Origin of the sequence: Amycolatopsis palatopharyngis (genome assembly GCF_003385185.1) — a bacterium.
Lineage (GTDB): Bacteria > Actinomycetota > Actinomycetes > Mycobacteriales > Pseudonocardiaceae > Amycolatopsis > Amycolatopsis palatopharyngis.
Map to the genome: position 1 here is coordinate 159,412 of NZ_PQHZ01000007.1, position 21,116 is coordinate 180,527.

At 69.6% G+C, this 21,116-nt stretch carries 13 protein-coding genes; 7 read left to right on the forward strand and 6 right to left on the reverse strand.

Annotation, left to right across the window (positions count from 1 at the left end; genetic code table 11):
* Position 1 precedes the first annotated feature (1 nt).
* The 4 genes from crtI to bdeA all read left to right on the forward strand — a co-directional run bounded on the left by crtI (position 2) and on the right by bdeA (position 6,287).
* A complete protein-coding gene (gene crtI, locus D0C15_RS07815) occupies positions 2-1,477 on the forward strand; it encodes a phytoene desaturase family protein (protein ID WP_116042164.1) in 1,476 nt (491 codons plus the stop codon).
* Positions 1,478-1,526: 49 nt separating this feature from the next.
* Entirely contained in the window at positions 1,527-2,315 is a 789-nt protein-coding gene (locus tag D0C15_RS07820) for an LLM class F420-dependent oxidoreductase (protein WP_116042166.1), read from the forward strand.
* A gap of 107 nt (positions 2,316-2,422) precedes the next feature.
* A complete protein-coding gene (locus D0C15_RS07825; RefSeq protein ID WP_162829944.1) occupies positions 2,423-5,224 on the forward strand; it encodes a helix-turn-helix transcriptional regulator in 2,802 nt (933 codons plus the stop codon).
* A 142-nt stretch (positions 5,225-5,366) separates the two neighbouring features.
* On the forward strand, positions 5,367-6,287 hold the full coding sequence (gene bdeA, locus D0C15_RS07830) for a bis(hydroxyethyl) terephthalate hydrolase (protein WP_483964185.1): 921 nt from the start codon (positions 5,367-5,369) through the stop codon (positions 6,285-6,287).
* Positions 6,288-6,299: 12 nt separating this feature from the next.
* Here the strand turns inward: bdeA and D0C15_RS07835 are convergent, their stop codons facing one another.
* A complete protein-coding gene (locus D0C15_RS07835; protein ID WP_116042173.1) occupies positions 6,300-6,860 on the reverse strand; it encodes a CGNR zinc finger domain-containing protein in 561 nt (186 codons plus the stop codon).
* 23 nt (positions 6,861-6,883) lie between these two features.
* Here D0C15_RS07835 and D0C15_RS07840 point away from each other — a divergent pair, with 23 nt between their 5' ends.
* The gene (locus tag D0C15_RS07840) at positions 6,884-8,089 is read left to right on the forward strand and encodes an MFS transporter (RefSeq protein ID WP_116042175.1); all 1,206 of its coding nucleotides are present in this window, start codon (positions 6,884-6,886) and stop codon (positions 8,087-8,089) included.
* On the opposite strand, the gene D0C15_RS07845 is transcribed toward D0C15_RS07840, so the two are convergent.
* Positions 8,086-8,469: an Rv2175c family DNA-binding protein gene (locus D0C15_RS07845; protein WP_116042394.1), complete on the reverse strand. Its 384-nt coding sequence runs from the start codon at positions 8,467-8,469 to the stop codon at positions 8,086-8,088. The two genes, D0C15_RS07840 and D0C15_RS07845, sit on opposite strands and share 4 nt — an antisense overlap.
* 131 nt (positions 8,470-8,600) lie before the next feature.
* On the opposite strand from D0C15_RS07845, the gene pknB reads away from it, so the two are divergent.
* Both pknB and D0C15_RS07855 read left to right on the forward strand, forming a co-directional pair.
* Positions 8,601-10,697 (forward strand): Stk1 family PASTA domain-containing Ser/Thr kinase, encoded by a 2,097-nt coding sequence (gene pknB, locus D0C15_RS07850; RefSeq protein WP_116042177.1) that lies wholly within the window; start codon positions 8,601-8,603, stop codon positions 10,695-10,697.
* Positions 10,698-10,865: 168 nt separating this feature from the next.
* Positions 10,866-12,200, forward strand: coding sequence for a wax ester/triacylglycerol synthase family O-acyltransferase (locus D0C15_RS07855; RefSeq protein WP_116042180.1), 1,335 nt, complete (start codon positions 10,866-10,868; stop codon positions 12,198-12,200).
* A 44-nt stretch (positions 12,201-12,244) separates the two neighbouring features.
* On the opposite strand, the gene D0C15_RS07860 is transcribed toward D0C15_RS07855, so the two are convergent.
* The 4 genes from D0C15_RS07860 to gltB all read right to left on the reverse strand — a co-directional run bounded on the left by D0C15_RS07860 (position 12,245) and on the right by gltB (position 21,039).
* Positions 12,245-13,636, reverse strand: coding sequence for a class II 3-deoxy-7-phosphoheptulonate synthase (locus D0C15_RS07860; protein WP_245975627.1), 1,392 nt, complete (start codon positions 13,634-13,636; stop codon positions 12,245-12,247).
* 85 nt (positions 13,637-13,721) lie between these two features.
* Positions 13,722-14,699 (reverse strand): trypsin-like serine peptidase, encoded by a 978-nt coding sequence (locus D0C15_RS07865; protein ID WP_116042184.1) that lies wholly within the window; start codon positions 14,697-14,699, stop codon positions 13,722-13,724.
* 246 nt (positions 14,700-14,945) lie between these two features.
* Positions 14,946-16,454, reverse strand: coding sequence for a glutamate synthase subunit beta (locus D0C15_RS07870; RefSeq protein ID WP_116042187.1), 1,509 nt, complete (start codon positions 16,452-16,454; stop codon positions 14,946-14,948).
* Positions 16,447-21,039: a glutamate synthase large subunit gene (gene gltB, locus D0C15_RS07875; protein ID WP_116042189.1), complete on the reverse strand. Its 4,593-nt coding sequence runs from the start codon at positions 21,037-21,039 to the stop codon at positions 16,447-16,449. Before gltB ends, D0C15_RS07870 begins: the two co-directional genes overlap by 8 nt.
* Between the last annotated feature and the right edge of the window lie 77 nt (positions 21,040-21,116).

The following is a 21,116-nucleotide window of genomic DNA, read 5'->3' on the forward strand; positions in this document are numbered from 1 at the left end:
CATGGCACGATCCGTCAGGGGGCGCACCGACCATGTGGTGGTGATCGGTGCTGGCCTCGCCGGACTGTCGGCCACCCTCCACCTGCTGGGTGCGGGCAGGCAGGTGACCCTCCTGGAACGTGAGCCGCATCCGGGCGGCCGGGTCGCACAACGCGACGGTGCCGACTACTCCGTGGACACCGGCGCCAGCGTGCTCACTATGCCCGAACTGCTCGACGAGGCGTTCGCCGCGGTCGGCGAGAACACTTCGGACCGGCTCCGGCTGACCCGGCTCGACCCGGCGTACCGCGCCCACTTCGCCGACGGCAGCACCATCCGGCTGCATACGGGGGCCGAGGCGATGGAGACCGAGATCCGCGCGGTCGCCGGAGCACGGGAAGCCGAGGGCTACCGGGATCTGCGGCGCTGGCTGAGTGCGCTCTACGCCGCCCAGCGCGATCACTTCATCGGAGCCAACTTCGATTCCCCGCTCGATCTGGCACGCCCGGAACTGGCCAAGTTGGCCGCTCTGGGCGGGTTCGGCAGGCTCGGCCCGCATATCGGTCGCTTCCTGCGGGACGAGCGGCTGCGCCGGTTGTTCTCCTTCCAGTCGTTGTACGCCGGACTCGACCCGATGCGGGCGATCGCCGCGTACGGCGTGATCTCCTATATGGACACCGTCGGCGGGGTCTACTACCCAATGGGTGGCATGGGCATGATCGCGCGAGCCATGGCCGCGGCCGCGGAAGACGCCGGTGCGCGAGTACGTCTCGGCACATCCGCCGCGTGGCTGGAGCGGATCTCGTCCCGGGTGCGTGCGGTTCGCACGGCAGCGGGCGAACGAATCGAGTGCGACGCCGTCGTACTGGCCACCGAACTCGCCACGGCACATCAACTACTCGGCGTCCGTCCCCGCAGGGCGCGCCCACTGAGGTACTCCCCATCGGCCGTCGTACTGCACGGAAGTACGGCACACAGCTGGCCCGAGCTGGACCACCACACGATCTTCTTCGGTGCGGCGTGGCGAAGGACCTTCGCCGAGATCATCCGGGACGGAACCCTGATGAGCGATCCCTCGCTGCTGGTGACCCGGCCAACCGCCACCGACCCGGGTCGTGGCGGGAACGGGCGTCAGTCGATCTCGGTGCTGGCCCCCGCACCGAACCTGATCACCGGCCGGATCGACTGGGCCAGGGTGGGGCCTCGCTACCGGGAGGAACTGCTTGGCACACTCACCGCTCGCGGTCTGACCGGCTTCGACTCGGACCTCGATGTGGACGAGGTCGTCACGCCCGCGAACTGGGCCGAGCGCGGGCTCAGCGCGGGCACCCCGTTCTCCCTGGCCCACACGTTCGCCCAGACCGGCCCCTTCCGGCCGCGCAATCTGGTTCGCGGCGTGGACAACGCGGTACTCGCCGGTTGCGGCACGACCCCGGGGGTCGGCATCCCGCCGGTACTCATCTCCGGCAGGCTCGCCGCTGCCCGCGTCACCAACTGAGCCACCGCATCGACCGGCTGAACCCACGCACACTCGATACCCTGCGCTCATGACCTCAGCAGGCAACAGGCCGATCAGAATCGGCCTGCAACTTCAGCCACAGCACGCCGACTACGCCACGATCCGTCGCGCGGCCGCGGAAGCCGAGGAACTCGGCGTGGACATCCTCTTCAACTGGGACCACTTCTACCCACTCTCCGGTGAGCCAGAGGGCAAGCACTTCGAGTGCTGGACGATGCTCGGGGCGTGGGCGGAATCGACCAGTCGAGTCGAGATCGGCGCTCTGGTCACCTGCAACAGCTACCGCAATCCCGAACTGCTCGCCGACATGGCCCGCACGGTCGACCACATCAGCGATGGCAGGCTCGTCCTCGGCATCGGCGCGGGCTGGTTCGAGAAGGACTACGACGAGTACGGCTACGAGTTCGGTACCGCGGGCAGGCGGATCGACGATCTCGGCGAGGCGCTGCCGCGAATCGAGAGCAGGTTCGCCAAGCTCAACCCGCCGCCGACCCGCAAGATCCCGGTGCTGATCGGCGGAAGCGGCGAGAAGAAGACCCTGAAGCTGGTCGCCAGGCACGCCGACATCTGGCACGGCTTCGGTGAGGTGGAGACCGCCACCCGCAAGGTGCGGATCCTTGACCAGCACTGCGCCGACGTCGGGCGCGACCCGGCCGAGATCGAGCGTTCGGTCGGTGTGGAGGGCTCCCCGGAGAAGTCCGCGGCGCAGCTGCACGATCTCGGGATCACCATGTTCACCGTGGCGACCGGCGGTCCGGACTACGACCTCGGCCAGCTGCGCGAATGGCTCGCCTGGCGCGACGAGCAGAACGGCTGAGGCACAGGGGGACCCGGCGAGCAGCAGGACGTCAGGTCCCCCGGCCTGGAAAGGTCCCGACGTACAGCGGGATGACACCGTGTGCCGGGCCAGCCAGACTGTCGCCCATGGTGGCCACCGGGATGGACACGCAGGCCGATCCGCCGCCCACTGTCCATGGCCGCGCTCCCCAGCTCGCCGGACTGACCGGCCGGCTCGACCTCGCCCGCGAAGGGCAAGGTAGCGCCGTCGTGATTCTCGGCGAAGCGGGAGCCGGGCGTACGACACTGCTGGACGCACTGCGGTCGGCCTGGCCCTCGGCGCGCCTGTTCGGCACCTGCGGGGCCGAATCCGAGTCCGCGTTGCCGTTCGCCGGATTGCATCGGCTGCTCCGGGCCGCACCGGCGGACATCGCGCGGCTGCCGGTCGCACATCGGACCGCTCTCGCTCCCGCGCTCGGCCCCACCTGCCCTGCCGGACCCGTCGTCAGCAGTGGCGATCTCGGCATGCACGCCGCCGTCCACCACCTGCTGACCGAAAGCGCGACAGCGCCGGAAGCCGCTGTGACCGTCTGCCTTGTCGACGACGCCCAACTGCTCGACCACGCGTCGCTGTCGGCGCTGGCGTTCACCGCCCGCAGGCTCGAGGGCACCCGGACGGTTCTCGTGTTCACCGCCGAGCAGGGCCCCGAGTGGCCCTGCGCCGACCTGCTGGACCGGATCCCCCGTGTCCACCTCCGGCCACTGGACGACGACGCGGCGGAGGCGATCCTGCGGGACCGTCTCTGCCGTGACCTCGGTACCGAGCGCAGTGGACAGCTGATCGACCTGTGCTGTGGGAACCCGCTGGCCCTGACCGAGGTCGCCGAGGCGCTGGGCGTCGAGGGCCCGGACGCATTCGCGGCCCTGCCCCGATCCCTGCCCGCGACCAGCAGGTTGCGCCGCTCGATCCGGCGCAGGCTGGTCCGGCTCTCCGCTGGTGCCCGCAGGATCGTGGCGATGACGGCCGTCGACGGTGCACTCGGCCTCGACGTCCTGCTCCGGGCCTGCGCCAGTGCGGGAATCGCACCGGACGGGCTCGACGAGGGACGGCGGGCGGGGCTGCTGGTGGTCACCGACGGGGTCGCCCGGGTACGCGGGCGCCTGCTGGACGGCGTACTCAGGGCGGAACTCGACCTTGGCGAGACACAGGAGGCGCACCGCCTGCTCACCGAAGTCACCGATCCCGAGACCGACAGGTACCGCTGGACCTGGCACAGGGCAGCGCTGGCGAATGAGGACACCAGGAGGATCGCGGCGGAACTCGACCACGCGGCCGCGTTGGCGCGACAGTCTCGCGACTATCTCGCGTCGTCCAGGGCGAGCGAGCGCGCGGCTGTCCTCGGCGCACCCGGCGAGGACAGGGCGCGGCGGCTGATCACGGCGTCGGCCGACTACTGGGCAGCGGGCCGTCCGCGCCGTTGCCGCGCACTGCTCACCGAGGCCGAACCCCTGGCCGGATCGGCCGAGCTGCGCGGCGCCGTCTCGCTGCTCAACGGCGAGATCGAACTACGCAGCGGGTTCCCAGCGGCCGCTGCCAGCGAGCTGCTCGTCATGGCACGGCAGTTCGCTGACACGCACCGCTCGCTGGCCGTCGAAACGCTCGTGCTCGCGGGCGAGGCGAGTTGCGTGGCCGGGGACAACGCGGGATATGTCGCCACGGCCGAGGACGCGGCGCGGCTGCGCACCGCCGAGCAGACACCGGCGACGGGACTGGTGCTCGACCACTTCGCGGGAATGGCGTCGACCTTCCGTGGCGAGCACGGCAAGGCCGAAGCGGCGCTGCGCAGGGTCGTCGCGTTCGCCGGTGTCACCGAGCATCCCGTCGCGAAGATCCTCGCGAGCCAGGCCGCCTACACCCTCGGCGAGTCCTCGACCGCACACGAACTCGCCCTGCGCGCCGTGACCCACGCACGAGCCAGCGGCAATCAGACCCAGGTGCCGTGGGCGATGGTCTACGCCTCGATGGCGGCGATGCTCGCCGACCGGTACTCGGCAGCGGTCAGCAGCTCGCTGGAGGGCCTGCGCACCGCACAAGCGCTGGGACAGCGCAACTGCGCGATCGACCACCTCTGCATCCTCGCACTGCTGTCCGCGATGCGGGGTGACCACGAGACCGCCACGATCCGGCTCGACGCGGCCGCGCACGGTGTCGCCGAGCGGGGGCTGGGCAGGCCGAGCGCGTTCGGTTCCTGGGCCGCGGCCTGCGCCGACCTCGCGGTCGGCCGTCCCGCCGACGCACTGGACCGGTTACGCCCGCTTTCCTCCGGCGAGAACCACCGCTACTCCTCGATCAGGGCGATGGCGGTACCGCAATTCGTCGAGGCCGCGGTGCGCTGTGGTCAGCGGCGCAGAGCGGAGCGCGCACTCGGCTCGTTCGACCGCTGGGCCAGCAGTACGGGAGGACCCGCGCGACGCGCGCTCGCGCACCGTTGTCACGCCCTGCTCGCGAACACCACAGCGGAAGCGACGGAGCACTACCTCGAGGCGATCCAGTTGCACCGCGAATGCGATACGAGTTTCGAACTGGCCAGAACCGAACTCTTCTACGCACATCAGTTGCGCCGGGACCGGAAACCGGGACAGGCGAGGGAGTATCTGCGGGAGTCACTGAAGATCTTCCAGGGAGCGGGTGCGCGGCACTGGGTCTCGCGCACCAAGGCGGAACTGCGGGCGTGCGGCGATCCCGTACGTGGCGAGAGTTCCACCGGCACCACCGAACTGACCCCGCAGCAATCGGAGATCTCCCGCCTTGTCGCCGAGGGCGCGACCAACAGGGAGATCGCGACCCAGTTGTTCATCAGCCACCGCACCGTCGATTACCACCTGCGCAACATCTTCACCAAACTCGGTGTCCGGTCCCGCGTGGAACTGGCCAAGCTGTTCCGCTGATACCTGCCGGAAGGCCGGGACTGGTGGTTTCACCGATACGCGCCTGCGGTGCTCCTGCGCAGAATCGGAAGCTCCCGGTGCTGGCACCCGCTCCCCCGCCGCTCCGGGTTGTCATGTCCCCTGTGAACAGGAGTACAACGACGTGTCTCCACGGACCACTTTCGCGGACCGAGTCCGCTCGTCCCGCCCCTCCCGCGGCACCAGAATCGTGGCCGCCATGTCCATGGCACTCGCCGTGGCAGGCGGCAGCCTCGCCGGCGCCTCGACGGCGCAGGGCGCCGAGAACCCGCACGAACGTGGCCCGGCTCCCACGGAGTCCAGCATCGAGGCTCCTCGCGGCCCCTTCGCCACTTCCGAGACCCGTGTCTCGTCGTTCTCCGTCCGCGGTTTCGGCGGCGGCACGATCTACTATCCGACCAGCACGAGCCAGGGCACGTTCGGCGCGGTCGCGATCGCCCCGGGCTTCACCGCGAGCCAGTCCAGCATGAGCTGGTACGGCCCGCGCCTGGCGTCCCAGGGCTTCATCATCTTCACCATCGACACCAACAGCCGTTACGACCAGCCCGGCAGTCGCGGCGATCAGTTGCTGGCCGCGCTGGACTACCTCGTTGAGGACAGCTCGGTCCGTGGCCGGATCGACGCGAGCAGGCTCGGCGTCATGGGCCATTCGATGGGTGGCGGCGGCTCGCTGGAGGCCGCGTCCGACCGGCCCAGTCTGCAGGCCGCCATCCCGCTCACGGCGTGGAACACCGACAAGACCTGGGGTGAGGTCCAGGTGCCGACCCTGATCGTCGGTGCCGAGAACGACTCCGTCGCCTCGGTGCGATCGCACTCGATCCCGTTCTACAACAGCCTTCCGTCCAGTTTGGACAAGGCGTACCTCGAACTGGACGACGCCAGCCACTTCGCGCCGAACTCGTCGAACACGACCATCGCGAAGTACAGCATCTCCTGGCTCAAGCGCTTCATCGACAACGACACCCGCTACGAGCAGTTCCTCTGCCCGGCCCCCGACGACCGCACCATCTCCGACTACCGCGACACCTGCCCGCACTCGGGCTGAAGCCGAACGCGATCAGCGCGGCCCACCGCCTTCCCTGCGGTGGGCCGCCACGCGTTCCCGGGTCGCACAGCGGGCGGAGCAGTAGCGGCGCGGCCCACCGCTGCCGGTGTCGACGAACGGCCTGCCGCAGCGCGGGGAGGCACACAGGCCACCCGGCACCTGCTGTCGTTCGGCGAGCAGCACGGCGAGCGCCAGGCTGGACGAGGTCAGAATCCATTCGTCCATCGGCGCGTCGTCGGTGCTGTCGACGTGCAGGTGCCAGGCATGGCTTCCGCCATGGCTGGTCAATCGGGGCGGGCACGCCCGTGCCAGCAGCGAGTTGAGCACTCGGGCCGCCTCGTCGGCGCCGGCGGCCCCGAACACCGGCAGGAGCTCCCGCGCGGTCGCCCGCAGGCGGACGATGTCGGCGGCGGCCAACTCCAGGGGCTCCCGCTCACCGTGGCTGAGCAGGACCTGCCGCACCGACTCGGCGGAGGTCTCCTCGAACAGCAACGCGCCGATCAGGTCCACCGCTCGCCGCGCGGTCGCGCGGGCCGTGCGACCGGACAGGAATTCTCCGGCAGGTTCGGGCATGCGGACAGTGTAACGTGCTGTTGATGATAGGCCGTTACAGGCTCGGGCAGTATCTGACGGGTGCCACGGCAGCGCGCACCGGCGACGAGTTGTCCGGTCCCGCGCTGCTTCTGCTGGGCCTCGCGGTCACCGGGTCCGTCGCCACCGCTGCCCTGCTGCTCGCCGCGTTGACCGTGTCCGCCGCGCTGGGCGGCCCCTTGCTCGGCGCGTTGCTCGACCGCAGTCCCAGGCCAGGACGACTGCTCGCCATGGCGCTGGCGGCCTACGCCACCGGACTCGCCCTGATCCTGCTCGGCACCGGGACCGTCCCGGTGCAGGTCGTGGTGACCGTCGCTGTCGTCACGGGACTGCTCAACCCCGCACTGTCCGGTGGCTGGACGGCACAGCTGCCCGCGGTCGTCCGGCCCGAGCGCTTCGCCAGGGCGAACGCCCTCGACGCGCTCACCTTCGGCGCGGCCAGCCTCACCGGCCCCGCATTGGCCGGGCTCATCGGCGGTCTCGCGGGCGCACCGGCCGCGATGGTCGTCGCCATCGTGCTGATCGCGGCGGCGATCCCCGTCGCGGTCAGGCTGCCCGGGAGCGGTTCACCGGCACCACGTGCCCGGACCTCACTGATCGCGGACCTGCGCGCCGGAGCCGTGGCGATCGGGTCCAGCAGGACCCTCCGCGCGGCCACGGCAGCCTCGACCGTGTCCTTCGCGGGGATGGGAATGCTGGTCGTCTGCGTGCCGTTGCTCGGCGCCCGGGATTTCGGCGACGCCAACCGCGGGGCGCTGCTGCTGTCCGTCCTGGCCGCGGCCGCGCTCGGGGCGAACGCGCTGCTGGCGCGCAGCCCGAGCCTGTTGTCCCCGGACACGATCGTGCTCGCCAGCACGCTGGTGATCGGGGTGGGTGTCCTGTGGGCCGCGCAGGCCGGTGGGGCCTTCGCCGCCGTGGCTGCCGTCGTCGTGGTCGGGATCGGGGAAGGGCCGCAGCTCACCGCCCTGTTCGCCATCCGCCATCGCGAGGCACCCGAGGGACTCAGGTCCCAGATCTTCACCACCGGCGCCAGCGTGAAGATAACCGGCTTCGCGGCGGGTTCCGCACTAGCCGGGCCACTGGCGGCGCGATCAGTCGGCACCTGCCTGCTCGTGGCCACATTCGTCGAACTAGCGGCCGCGCTGGTCTTTCTCGCCTGCCGTGGTCGCGCGGAGGGCGCCCAGAAGGCCCAGAAGGTCCAGAAGGCCTAGAAGGCCATTGCCTGCGCGCGCCGCTTGACCTCGGTGCCGTGGTTGGTGCGCAGCGCGTTGATCGGCGTGGTGCCGGGCAGCGTGTCATCGGCCTCGAAGAGCCAGCGCAGCATCTCGGTCCGGCCGTATCCGGCGTCGGACAGCACGGTCACCGTGCCCGCGAGGCCCTTCACCAGCCCGTCCTTACCGAGATTGCCCTCCATGAAGAAGTCGGCGGGTACGTACAGCTCACCGGCACGACGGATCGCGATCAGCTGACCGTCCCGCAGCAACTGCCGCACCTTGTTCATTGAGAGACCGAGGACCGTGCCCACCTCCGCCAGCGAAAGAACCGCGACGTCGGAGTCCAGCACATCATCAGCGACAGGGATCGCACTCACGGCTCCTACCTTGCCATATCCGGCCGCCATCGACCGAGTCGCGCTCCGCGGGCGGCCATGAGTCCTGCGCGCGTCGCTCGCCGTGCCAGGTCGGGTCCACAGATCCCGCCTCCATCCGTAGGATTCGCCCTGTGACACGCACGGACACGAGCCTGATCGGGGCCCTGCTGGACCGGCGCTACCGGGTGGACAGCCTGCTGGCCCGCGGCGGGATGTCCGCGGTGTACCGCGGCGTGGACACCCGGCTCGACCGGCCGGTGGCCATCAAGATCATGGATCGCCAGTTCGCCGACGACCGGTCGTTCGTCGATCGTTTCGAACGCGAGGCCCGTTCGGCCGCTCGCCTGCACCACCCCCACGTCGTCGCGGTGCACGACCAGGGCGTGGACAGTCCGGGCGGCTCGGAGCCCGCCCCGGACGGCGAGGGCTCGAGTCGCGCTTTCCTGATCATGGAACTGGTCGATGGCGGCACCCTGCGCGACCTGATGGACGATCAGGGCCCGCTTGACCTCCACCTGGCGCTGAGCGTCATCGAACCGGTACTGGCAGCGCTGGGCGCCGCGCACGCGGCCGGACTCGTGCACCGGGACGTGAAGCCGGAGAACGTGCTGATCGGCCGTTCGGGCACCACGGAGTCTGGCGTGGTCAAGGTCGGCGACTTCGGCCTGGTCCGCGCGGTGGCCAGCGCCGGAACCACGAGTTCCAGCGTCATTCTCGGCACCGTCGCCTACCTCTCCCCTGAGCAGGTCACCACCGGCTCCACCGGCGCGCGTGGCGACGTGTATTCCGCCGGAATCCTGCTCTACGAGATGTTGACCGGACAGGCGCCCTACACCGGCGACACCGCCATCTCCGTCGCCTACCGGCATGTCAACGACGACGTTCCGGCACCGAGCACCGTGCGTCCCGGCATCCCACCCGCGGTGGACAGCCTCGTGCTGCGCGCGACCCGCAGGGATCCGCAGTCCCGGCCAGCCGACGCCGCCGCCTTCCTTTCCGAGGTGAACCGCGTCCGGACCGAACTCGGCATCACGCCCGTGCCGGTCCCCGTGCCCGCGTCCGCGGAGGCACAGACGGTCACCGCCGCACCGGCGACACAGGCCGATCCTGAGGCCACCACCATCACCCCTGCGATCACACCGGACACCGAACGGACAATTCCCGCGTTCACGCCCGTGACGCGGCAGCCCGAGGCGGCGGGACCGCGCGGCACGATGGCGCTGAGCAGGGCTGAGGACGGCTTGCCCCCGGCGAGCCCGGCGACGCGGGAACACCGGGCACAACAGGCCACGCCGTCCTCCGGCGACACCAGGACCGAGGACCGCCCGCGCAGGAGGAACCGCTGGATCGCCCTCTGGGTGGTCGTCGGCCTGCTGCTGGTCGGTGGAATCGGGACCGGCATCTGGTGGTTCAACGGCGGTCGCTGGGTCGCCGTACCCGAGGTCGTGGGTATGCAGGAGGCAGCGGCCGAGAGCGCGATCCGCGATGCCCAGCTGGTCCCGACCATCAGCAGGCAGCGGCACAACACCGCACCGATCGGCACGGTCGTCCGCACGGACCCGGAGACCGGGACCGACGCGCTGATCGATGACACGGTCACCCTCGTGGTCTCCGCGGGACGGCCGACCGTGCCCGCCATCGAGCCGGGAACGCCACCCGAACAGGCCGAGCAGGCGATCCGCGAGGCGCAGCTGGAACCGCGCAAGGACCCGAACGCCGACGCTTACAGCGCGGACGTGCCGGCTGGCACGGTACTGACCCTGTCGCCGAAACCCGGCACCCCCGCCAACATCGGTGACTCCGTCACCATCGGCCTGTCCAAGGGGCCACCCCCGACACCGGTGCCGGACGTGCGGGGGCAGAGCAAGGACGATGCCTTCAAGGCCCTCAAGGACGCCGGGTTCGAACCGTTCGAGGCTGGCAAGGAGTTCTCCGAGGACGTGCCCGCGGGCAGTGTCATCCGGACGGACCCCGGCCCCGGCACGACCGGCGAACAGCGGGTCGGGGTGTACGTGTCCAGCGCGGTGGAGGTGCCCATGGTGCTGGGCCGGTCGCTGGAGGACGCGGTACGGATTCTCGGCGACGCCGGTCTCGAGCCCGAGGTCAAGGGCAGGGGCAACCGGGAAGGCAGAGACCGCAGGGACTTCGGTTTCGTGGTCGGCCAGGATCCGTCCCCCGGCAAGATGGTCAAGCAGGGCAGCAAGGTGAAACTCCGCACCATCCCGTAACTGCGACTGGTTGCGCGAACGGTAGCGCGCTCCCGTTCGGGTGAAACGAGCCGACGTTAGCTGGGAGGTAACACGGCGACCACGTTACGGTCATCTGGTTCTGTTGCAGTGAGGGAGATTCCTGGCGCCGCGGCCGAACATTCAGATACCCCTCCCGGAGGCCCGACGATGCACGGTGAGCGATTGAGCCCGTTGGACGTGGCGTTTCTGTGCATGGAAAGCACGACCACGCCCATGCACATGGGCGCGGTCGCGGTGTTCCGGTCCCGCGAGCAGGTCGACCCGGAACGGTTGTCGGCGTTACTGACCGCACGAGCGATGCGGATTCCGCGGTTACGCGTACGGGTGAAGCACAGCCGCTCACCCATTGGCGGGGCCAGCTGGGCCGACGATCCCGGGTTCGACCCAGCGCAACACATCGAGACCCACCGGCTGTCCACTCTTTACGAGGAGGACCCGCTGGCCGCACACGCCGCGCGCTGGCTTGCGACACCGCTGGATCTGAGCCGCCCGCTGTGGCGGCTACAGCTGGTCACGGGGCTGCCCGGCGACTCGTTCGCGCTGCTGCTCAAGCTGCACCACGCGCTCACCGACGGCACCGGCGCCGTGGCGGTGGCACTCGGCCTGCTCGACGATGTCCCCGCGCTGAGCCGTACGTCGACGGCCGAGCGCGAGCCGGCCAAGCGGAAATCCTTTGTGGACCACCTGCTGGAGAATCCGTGGGCAAGGGCTTCGTCGACGATGGGCAAGGCCGCCGAGTCCGCGGGCATCGCGAGCTCGGTACTGCTCGCCGCACGGCCGTACCCGATGTCACCGATCGCCACCGCCAACTCGACGAGCCGCGAGCTCGGATTCACCACCATCGACTCGGCCGACGTCCGTCGGGTTCGTAGCGTTCACGGCGGGACGACCAACGACGTCGTGCTCGCCGTGCTCGCGGGAGCGCTGCGGACGTGGATGCGCAACCGAGGCAGGCGCCCGGAGAACGGGCCGCTGCGCGCACTCGTGCCGGTCAGCGTCCGAGCACGCGAGGGCGGCGGACAGGGCGGCAACCTGCTTTCCGGATACCTGACCGACCTGCCCGTGGAGCTCGACGATCCGGTCGAGCGGCTGTGCGCCGTCCGGCGCTCGATGGACCGGAACAAGGCAGCGGGCTCGGTCCGGGGAGCCGGTGCGCTGCCCGTACTCGCGGGTCGCGTCCCCGCAGGGGTGCACAAGCTGGCCACACGGTTCGCCGGGCAAGCGGCACCACTGCTGTTCGACACAGTGGTGACCAACGTCCCCCTGCCGGGGATCTCGCTCACTCTCGACGGGGCGAGGATGCGGCAGATGTACCCGTTCGTGCCACTCGCACCGCACCATTCGGTCGGTGTGGCCATCTCCAGTTACCGCAAGTCCATCCACATCGGACTACAGGCGAACGGCGACGCGGTGGCCGACATCGGCTCGCTGACCGACGCGGTCGGCAAGTCCCTCGCCGAACTCCTCGGCACCTGCCCCTGACAGCGCTCCGTATCGCACTTTCCCGGGAAAGCGCGGGGGGTGGGTCAGGCGCGCAGCATCTCCGCGACGAGGAAGGCCAGCTCGAGGGACTGCTGGGTGTTCAGCCTGGGGTCGCAGGCGGTCTCGTAGCGGCCGGACAGGTCCAGGTCGGAGATGTCCTGCGCCCCGCCGAGGCATTCGGTGACGTCCTCACCGGTGAGCTCGACGTGGATGCCGCCGGGGTAGGTACCCAGCTTGCGGTGCACCTCGAAGAAGCCCTGCACCTCGTCCACGATCCGGTCGAAATGCCGGGTCTTGTAGCCGGTGGAGGCCTCGTGGGTGTTGCCGTGCATCGGGTCGCACTGCCAGATGACCTTGTGCCCCGAACTCTCCACCTTCTCCACGATCGCGGGCAGCACCTCGCGCACCTTGCCGTTGCCCATGCGCGAGATCAGCGTGAGCCTGCCCGGCTCGTTACGCGGGTCGAGCCGCTGCACGTACTCCACGGCCTGCTCGGGCGTCGTGGTCGGGCCGATCTTCAACCCGATCGGGTTGGACAGCAGCTCGGCGAACGCGATGTGCGCTCCGTCGAGCTGGCGAGTGCGCTCCCCGATCCAGAGGAAATGCGAGGAGAGGTTGTACAGCTTCGGGTTCGCCGCGTCCGCGTTGTCCAGCCGCAGCATCGCGCGCTCGTAGTCGAGCAGCAGCGCCTCGTGGCTGGAGAAGATCTCGGTGGAGTGCAGGGACGTGTCCGTGACTCCACAGGCGGACATGAACCGCAGGCCCCGGTCGATCTCCCCCGCCAGCGCCTCGTAACGCTCACCCGCCGAGGACGTCGCGACGAAGTCCTTGTTCCAGTCGTGCACCTGCGCAAGGTCGGCCATGCCGGCACCGGTCAGGGCACGGACGAGGTTCATCGCCGCGCCCGCGTTGGCGTACGCCCGGATCATCCGGCCCGGGTCGGGCACGCGCAGCGCCGGCTCGGCGGCCAGCGAGTTCACGATGTCACCTCGGTAGACCGGCAGGCCGAGCGCATCGGTGGTGTTCGATCGCGGCTTGGCGTACTGGCCCGCGATCCGGCCGACCTTGACAACCGGCAGGCTCGCGCCGTAGGTGAGCACGACCGCCATCTGCAGCAGAGTGCGCAGGTTCGCCCGGATGTGCGGTTCCGTGTTGGACTCGAACGTCTCCGCGCAGTCGCCGCCCTGCAGCAGGAAGGCCTCACCACGGGCGACCATGGCCAGCCGGTCGCTGAGCCTGTCGATCTCCGGCGGCACCGTGATCGGCGGCACACTCTCCAGCACCGTGCGTACACGGGCGGTGGCATCTGCATCCGGCCACTCCGGCTGCTGCGCGGCAGGCCTGGACAGGGCATCGTCCAGGCGCGTGCGCAACTCCGGCGGCAGCGGCGGCAACTCGGGAAGGGCATCGATGGGGACGTCCACAGTCCAGTTCACAGGACCCAGGATAGGGTGCGTCCCCCATCACCGGTGACTGGGACGCACCTCCCAGTGGGTGGACGCCGAAACCGCGCCGGGCGGCCTACGCCACCTGCGCCTCCTCGTAAAGATTCTGCGCGTCGGCCCCGAAGTAGGGACCGAACATCACACCGGGCAGGAACGTGTACCCGAAGCTGTTCACCGAGTTCTGCATTCCGGTGCCCGTGGCCTCGTCGAAGCCGAGAAACCACGGTCCGCCACTGGAGCCGCCGGTCATGTCGCAGTCCATACCGTGATCCTGGGTGAGCAGGAAATCGGTGAATGTACTGCCACTGCAGTAGATCAGCCGAGATCCGTCATAAGGATCAGCCGCGGGATAGCCGAAGGTGTACATGTCCTGGTTGCGTTGCTGGTTGAACGCGATGCCCTGCGCACCCACCACGTCGGTCAGGTACGCACCGTCGAGCGGGTTCAGCACCGCGGCCCCGACGTCGTAGTTCATGTCCTCGCTCGCCTCCCACTGCGGGGTGGTGAGCGTGCTGGCCGCCGCCCACTCGCCGAACGGGGCCGCGCCGTTGTCATATCCCGGAACGAAGATCCAGTTCGTGTGCCAGCTGCCCTGGTACTTCACGCAGTGCCCCGCCGTCATCACCACACTGCGGTTGGCGCTGGTCACGGCGTTACCGCTGCAGGAGGCCCGTTGCCCGTCGAAGCTGAAGAACACCCGGCCCGCCGTCGACGTCACGGCCCCGCCACCGGTCCACTGGTCGCCGGTACTCGGCATCGCCGCGGCACCCGCGCTCGCGGGGGCGGCGGTCGGCCGCACAGTCGCGGCCGGGCCTCGGGCGACCTCGCTCAGTTTGCCCACCGCAGAGGACAACAGCTGCCGCATCGGTATCGCGGAACGCATGTCCTCCGCGGTCCAGAAGTCGGTCGCCGCCTGTGCCGTCGCGGCATCCGGCGCCGCGCTGTGCACCACCGGCCCCGCCACCTCAGCGGCGCCGGCAGCGGGAACGAGAACGGTGCTCGCCAGGGTGGCCGCCGCCAGCGCGGCCAGTGATGCCCGGAACGGTCGCTTCATGACGCCTCACCTCTGACCGGCACCACGATCACCGCCGGCCGATTGCAGGGAAAAGTGAATTGTCGAGAGTCGGGATCTACTGACCGTAATTAACCGACTACCGACGAACAATCGGCCATTTGGCAGCTCAATCGCGTCCCGGACTGCGCCGGACGGACCAACGCGAGCTCCGGAACTGCGAACTCGGGCGCGGAATCTGCGAACTCGGGCCCCGGAACTGCCAAGTCGGGCGCGGGAACTGCCAAGTCAGACGACGGCTAGGGGGAGGGCTGTGGGGTGGACCGGGGACGGGAGGTCTGTCGTGCCGGTCAGGTGGCGGTCTACGGCCGCGGCTGCCGAACGGCCCTCGGCTATCGCCCAGACGACCAGGGAGGCGCCGCGGTGGGCGTCGCCACAGACGAAGACGTCCGGTGCGCTCGTCTGCCAGTCGGTGCCGCAGGAGAGGGCGCCCCTGGTGGTCGTCGACAGGCCGAGATCGTCGAGCAGGCGCATCCGCTCGACCCCTTCGAAACCGATGGCGAACAGCACCAGGTCGGCGGGCAGGACCTCGACCTCGTCGCTGACCGGAACCACCTCGCGCAGTCCCGTCGCCGGGTCCTTTCGCACACGCACGTGCTGCAGCTCGATCGCGCGTACGCGGCCGTCCTCGTCGCCGACGAACCGCTTCACCGCGACCCCGAAGACGCGCTCCCCTGCCTCCTCGTGCACCGGGTAGGTGCGCAGCACGTACGGCCACGTGGGCCACGGTGACCGCTCATCGTCCCGTGTGGACGGCGGCAGTGGGTACTGGTCCAGCTGTGTCACGGAAAGGGCGCCCTGCCGGATCGCCGTGCCGTAGCAGTCGGCGCCGGTGTCCCCGCCGCCGATGATCACCACATGCTTGCCCTCGGCGTCGATCGACGGCGGCCCGTCCCCCTCGCACATCTTGTTCGCCGGAACGAGGTGCTCCATCGCCAGGTGGATCCCCGCGAGCTCGCGGCCCGGTGTGGTGGTGTCGTCGCGCCCGCGCAAGGCGCCGACGGCCAGCACCACCGCGTCGTACTGGGCCCGCAGGTCCTCGACGGTGAGATCGACGCCGACCTCGCAGCCGGTGACGAACCGGGTGCCCTCCTCCCGCAGCTGTGCCAGCCTGCGGTCCAGCACCTTCTTCTCCATCTTGAACTCGGGAATGCCGTAGCGCAGCAGCCCGCCGAGCCGGTCGTCCCGTTCGAACACGGTCACGTCGTGCCCCGCCCGCGTCAGCTGCTGTGCGGCGGCGAGCCCGGCGGGCCCCGAGCCGACCACGGCGACACACTGCCCGGTGGACAACGACGGCGGCTCAGGACGCACGTCACCGGATTCCCACGCCTGATCCGCGATCGTCGCCTCGACCCGTTTGATCGCGACCGGCCCACCTGACTCCGGCGAGATCGACAGCACGCACGCGGCCTCACAGGGGGCGGGACAGAGCTTCCCGGTGAACTCCGGGAAGTTATTGGTGGCGTGCAACCGGTCCCCCGCCGCCGTCCAGTCGCCGCGACGCACCAGATCGTTCCACTCCGGAATCAGGTTGCCGAGCGGGCAACCCGCGGAATCGGAGTGACAGAAGGGAATTCCGCAGTCCATGCACCGCGTCGCCTGCACCCGTACGGATTTGTTCCGCTCGGCCGGATCGAGCTGGGCGTAGACCTCGCCCCAGTCGCCGACGCGTTCGTCCGTGGGCCGCTTGGGTGGTTCCTGCCTGTCGTGCGCGAGGAAGCCGGTCGGGTCAGCCACGAGCGGCCTCCATCATCGCCTCGTCGACGTCACGACCAGCCGCCCTGGCCGCCGACGCCGCGGCCAGCACCCGTTGGTAGTCGCGGGGCATGACCTTGGTGAACCGCGCGCCACGCCGTGTCCAGTCGCCCAGCAGGGAGGCGGCAACGGCAGAGCCGGTCTCGTCCCGGTGCCGTTCGACGATCTCCTTGAGCCAGATCAGGTCCTGGGCCTCGGGAGTGAGTAGCTCGACCATCTCCCCGTTCACCTGACCGGGATCGAGTTCGAGCACGTAGGCCACACCGCCGGACATCCCGGCCGCCAAGTTTCGGCCGGTCGGGCCGAGCACGACCGCCCTGCCGCCGGTCATGTACTCGAACGCGTGGTCCCCGACGCCTTCGGCGACAACCACCGCCCCGGAGTTACGGACGCAGAACCGCTCGCCGACCTTCCCGCGCAGGAACATCTCGCCGCTGGTCGCCCCGTAGGCGATCGTGTTGCCCGCGATCACCTGCTGTTCGGCCGCGAAGGGGGCCCGCGGGTCCGGCCGGACGATGACCCGGCCGCCGGAGAGGCCCTTGCCGACGTAGTCGTTGGCGTCGCCGATCAGATCCAGGGTTACCCCCGGTGGCAGGAACGCCCCGAGAGACTGGCCTGCCGAGCCGGTGAGCGTCACGCGGATGGTGTCGGTGGGCAACCCGGCACTGCCGAATCGCCGGGTGATCTCCGACCCCAGCAGCGTCCCCACCGTCCGGTTGACGTTGCGCACGGGAAGTTCGACGGTCACCGGGTGGGCATCCTCCAGTGCGGCCTCGGCCAACTGGATGAGCGTGCGATCCAGCGCGTGGTCGAGGCCGTGGTCCTGCGCCCGCACTCTGCGCCGGGATCCGCCGTAGGGGCTGGCAGTCGGCAGGTCGAAGATCGGCGCGAGGTCCAGGCCCTGGGCCTTCCAGTGCTCGACGGCCTCGTCGATATCGAGTACGTCCGCCCGCCCGACGGCCTCGTCCAGGCTGCGGAATCCCAGTGACGCCAGGGTTTCGCGGACCTCCTGGGCAACGAAACGGAAGAAGTTCACCACGTGCTCGGCCTGCCCGGTGTAGCGCTTGCGCAGGTCGGGGTTCTGTGTGGCGACACCGACGGGGCAGGTGTCGAGGTGACACACCCGCATCATGATGCAGCCGGCGACGATCAGCGGCGCGGTGGCGAAGCCGTACTCCTCGGCCCCGAGCAGCGCCGCGACCACCACGTCCCGCCCGGTCTTCATCCCGCCGTCGACCTGGACGGTGATGCGGTCCCGCAGCCCGTTGAGCAGCAGGGTCTGCTGCGTCTCGGCGAGACCGATCTCCCACGGGGTACCCGCGTGTTTCAGCGAGTTCATCGGCGAAGCCCCGGTACCGCCGTCGTGTCCGGAGATGAGCACGACATCGGCGTGCGCCTTGGACACCCCGGCCGCCACGGTGCCAACGCCGAGCGAGCTGACCAGCTTCACGTGGATCCGGGCCTGCTCGTTCGCGTTCTTCAGGTCGTGGATCAGCTGCGCCAGGTCCTCGATGGAGTAGATGTCGTGGTGCGGCGGCGGGGAGATCAGGCCGACACCAGGTGTGGAGTGCCGGGTGCGGGCGATCCACGGGTACACCTTGTTCGGCGGGAGCTGCCCACCCTCACCCGGCTTGGCGCCCTGAGCCATCTTGATCTGGATGTCGTCGGCGTTCACCAGGTACTCGCTCGTGACTCCGAACCGTCCACTCGCGACCTGCTTGATCGCGCTGCGCCGCTGCGGGTCGTAGAGGCGCTCCGCGTCCTCTCCGCCCTCGCCGGTGTTGGACCGGCCGCCGATCTGGTTCATGGCGATGGCCAGCGTCTGGTGCGCCTCCATCGAGATCGATCCGTAGGACATGGCACCGGTGTTGAACCGGCGGCAGATCGATTCCACCGACTCGACCTCGTCCACCGGGATCGGCGGACGCTGACCGGTACGGAAGGAGAACAGCCCGCGCAGGGCCCCGCCCTCCCGGTTCAGCCGATGCACCTCGTCCACATAGGCCCGGTAGGCCTCGTCCCGCCTGGACTTACTCGCGTGCTGCAGGAGGAACACGGTTTCCGGGGAGAACAGGTGCAGTTCTCCCTCTCGCCGGTAGGCGTACTCGCCACCGGTCTCCAGTCCGCGATACGGGCGGGAACCCGGATTGTCGGAGTAGGCCACCCGGTGGCGCCGCGCGACCTCCTCGGCCAGCACCTCGAGGCCGACGCCGCCGAGCTTCGAGATCGTGCCGGTGAAGTACTCGTCGAGCACGTCCTGCGCGAGCCCGAAGGACTCGAAGGCCTGCGCGGCGGTGTACGCCCCGACCGTCGAGATGCCCATCTTCGACATGATCTTCAGGACACCCTTGACCAGTGCCGTGACATAGTTGCGGATCGCCTTGCCCGCATCGATACCGGTGATCGCATCCTGGGCGATCAGGTCCTCGATGGACTCGAACGCGAGGTAGGGGTTCACCGCGGCGGCGCCGTAACCGAGCAGCAGGGCGATGTGGTGCACCTCGCGGGCGTCACCGGTCTCCACCACGAGCGCGACCCGAAGCCGTTCCTTGGTCCGTACCAGGTGGTGGTGCACGGCGGAGACGAGCAGCAGCGAGGGGATCGGCGCGAGCCGATGATCGGAGTCCCGGTCGGACAGGACGAGTATGCGGGCACCGCCCGCGATGGCCTCGGAAGCCTCCCGCCGGATCCGTTCTACCGCCGCGGCCAGTGCCTCGGCTCCACCATCCACTTCGTACAGTCCAGGGAGCACCGCACAGGAGAAACCGGGCAGATCGCCGTCGTCGTTGATGTGGATGAGCTTCGCGAGGTCGTCGTTGTCAATCACCGGGTACGGCAGCTGGATATGCCTGCAGGATGCCGGAGCCGGCTCGAGGAGGTTCTGTTCCGGACCCATGATGCGGCTCATCGAGGTGACCAGTTCCTCGCGGATCGCGTCCAGCGGCGGATTGGTCACCTGGGCGAAATGCTGTTTGAAGTAGTCGTAGAGCAGTCGCGACCGCTTGGACAGCACGGCGGGTGGCGTATCGGTGCCCATCGAGCCGATGGGCTCGGCGCCACGCTCGGCCATCGGCCCGAGCAGGATCTTCAGTTCCTCCTCGGTGTAGCCGAAGGAAAGCTGACGGCGCAGCACCGAGGCGTGGGTCTGCACGATGTGGTCGCGCTCGGGCAGTTCGGACAGGGAGAGCAGCCCGGCGTGGACCCACTCGTCGTAGGAGCGCTCCGCGGCGAGGCCCGCCTTCACCTCGTCGTCGTCGACGATGCGGCCCGCCTCGGTGTCCACCAGGAACATCCGGCCCGGCCGCAGCCTGCCCTTGGCGACCACGTCGCCCGGCTCGATGTCGAGTACACCTGCTTCGCTGGCCAGCACCACCCGATCGTCGGCGGTCTGCCACCAGCGTGCGGGGCGAAGGCCGTTGCGGTCGAGTACGGCGCCCACCAGAGCTCCGTCGGTGAAGGTGACACAGGCGGGGCCGTCCCAAGGCTCCATCAGGCTCGCGTGGAACTGGTAGAACGCCCGGCGGCCCGGGTCCATCGTGGCGTGGTTCTCCCACGCCTCGGGGATCATCATCAGCACGGCGTGAGGCAGCGACCGGCCCCCGAGGTGCAGCAGTTCCAGTACCTCGTCGAAGGACGCGGAGTCGGACGCCTCCGGCGAGCAGATCGGGAACAGCCTGTTCAGGTCACCGGGAATCCATCCGGAGGCGAGCAGTGCCTCCCTGGCCCGCATGCGGTTGCGGTTGCCACGGATCGTGTTGATCTCGCCGTTGTGCGCGACGAACCGGAACGGGTGGGCGAGCGGCCACGACGGGAACGTGTTGGTGGAGAACCGGCTGTGCACCAGGGCGATGGCACTGGTCAGCCGGTCGTCGCCGAGGTCTGGGAAGAACCTGGCGAGCTGAACCGGCGTCAGCATGCCCTTGTAGACCAGCGTCCTGGCCGACAGCGAGGGGAAGTAGACACCCTCGGCATGCCCGCCCGCCCTCGGTGTGCCCGGCAGCTCCGCGTGCTCGACCCGCTTGCGCAGGCAGAAGGCCAGCCGGTCCAGTTCGAGGCCGGCCGGGCGCGATCCGTCGGCCCCCGGTGCACCCGCGACGAACAGCATCGCGAAATGCGGCATCACGGATCGGGCGGTGGGACCGATGTCGGCACCCTCGGTGTCGGTCGGGACATCGCGCCAGCCGAGGACGTCGAGTCCCTCCTCCCCGGCGATGCGTTCCACCAGCTCGACGGCCGCGGCGCGCAGTTGCTCGTCGGCGGGCAGGAAGGCGATACCCGCGGCGTAGGAGTGCGACCCTGCGTCGTCCGGCTCGGGCAGGTCGAACGGCACCTCGGCGCGCAGCAGGGCGTCCGGCAGCTGGAGCAGGATGCCCGCACCGTCACCGCTGGTCGGTTCGGCTCCGGAAGCCCCGCGGTGGTCCAGATTGATCAGCGCCGCAAGGCCGTCGACCACGATCGCGTGTGACCGGCGGCCGCGAACATCGGCCACCATCGCGACACCGCAGGAATCCTGTTCGGTGCCGGGATCATAAAGGCCGCGCCTGCCCGGGTTCGCGGAGAAGATCATAGGGACCTCCTGCGTCGTCTTCGTGCTCGTTCCACTGTGCACGGGACGACGATGGCCCGCTCGTGAGCGCGACCTTA

What these genes read in the sequence shown, in the direction of transcription:
- crtI (WP_116042164.1), top strand. Translation starts at nt 2, where the DNA reads ATGGCACGATCCGTCAGGGGGCGCACCGACCATGTGGTGGTGATCGGT.
- D0C15_RS07835 (WP_116042173.1), bottom strand. Translation starts at nt 6,860, where the DNA reads ATGCCCGAACCTGCCGGAGAATTCCTGTCCGGTCGCACGGCCCGCGCG.
- D0C15_RS07825 (WP_162829944.1), top strand. Translation starts at nt 2,423, where the DNA reads ATGGTGGCCACCGGGATGGACACGCAGGCCGATCCGCCGCCCACTGTC.
- D0C15_RS07855 (WP_116042180.1), top strand. Translation starts at nt 10,866, where the DNA reads ATGCACGGTGAGCGATTGAGCCCGTTGGACGTGGCGTTTCTGTGCATG.
- D0C15_RS07865 (WP_116042184.1), bottom strand. Translation starts at nt 14,699, where the DNA reads ATGAAGCGACCGTTCCGGGCATCACTGGCCGCGCTGGCGGCGGCCACC.
- gltB (WP_116042189.1), bottom strand. Translation starts at nt 21,039, where the DNA reads ATGATCTTCTCCGCGAACCCGGGCAGGCGCGGCCTTTATGATCCCGGC.
- D0C15_RS07840 (WP_116042175.1), top strand. Translation starts at nt 6,884, where the DNA reads ATGATAGGCCGTTACAGGCTCGGGCAGTATCTGACGGGTGCCACGGCA.
- D0C15_RS07820 (WP_116042166.1), top strand. Translation starts at nt 1,527, where the DNA reads ATGACCTCAGCAGGCAACAGGCCGATCAGAATCGGCCTGCAACTTCAG.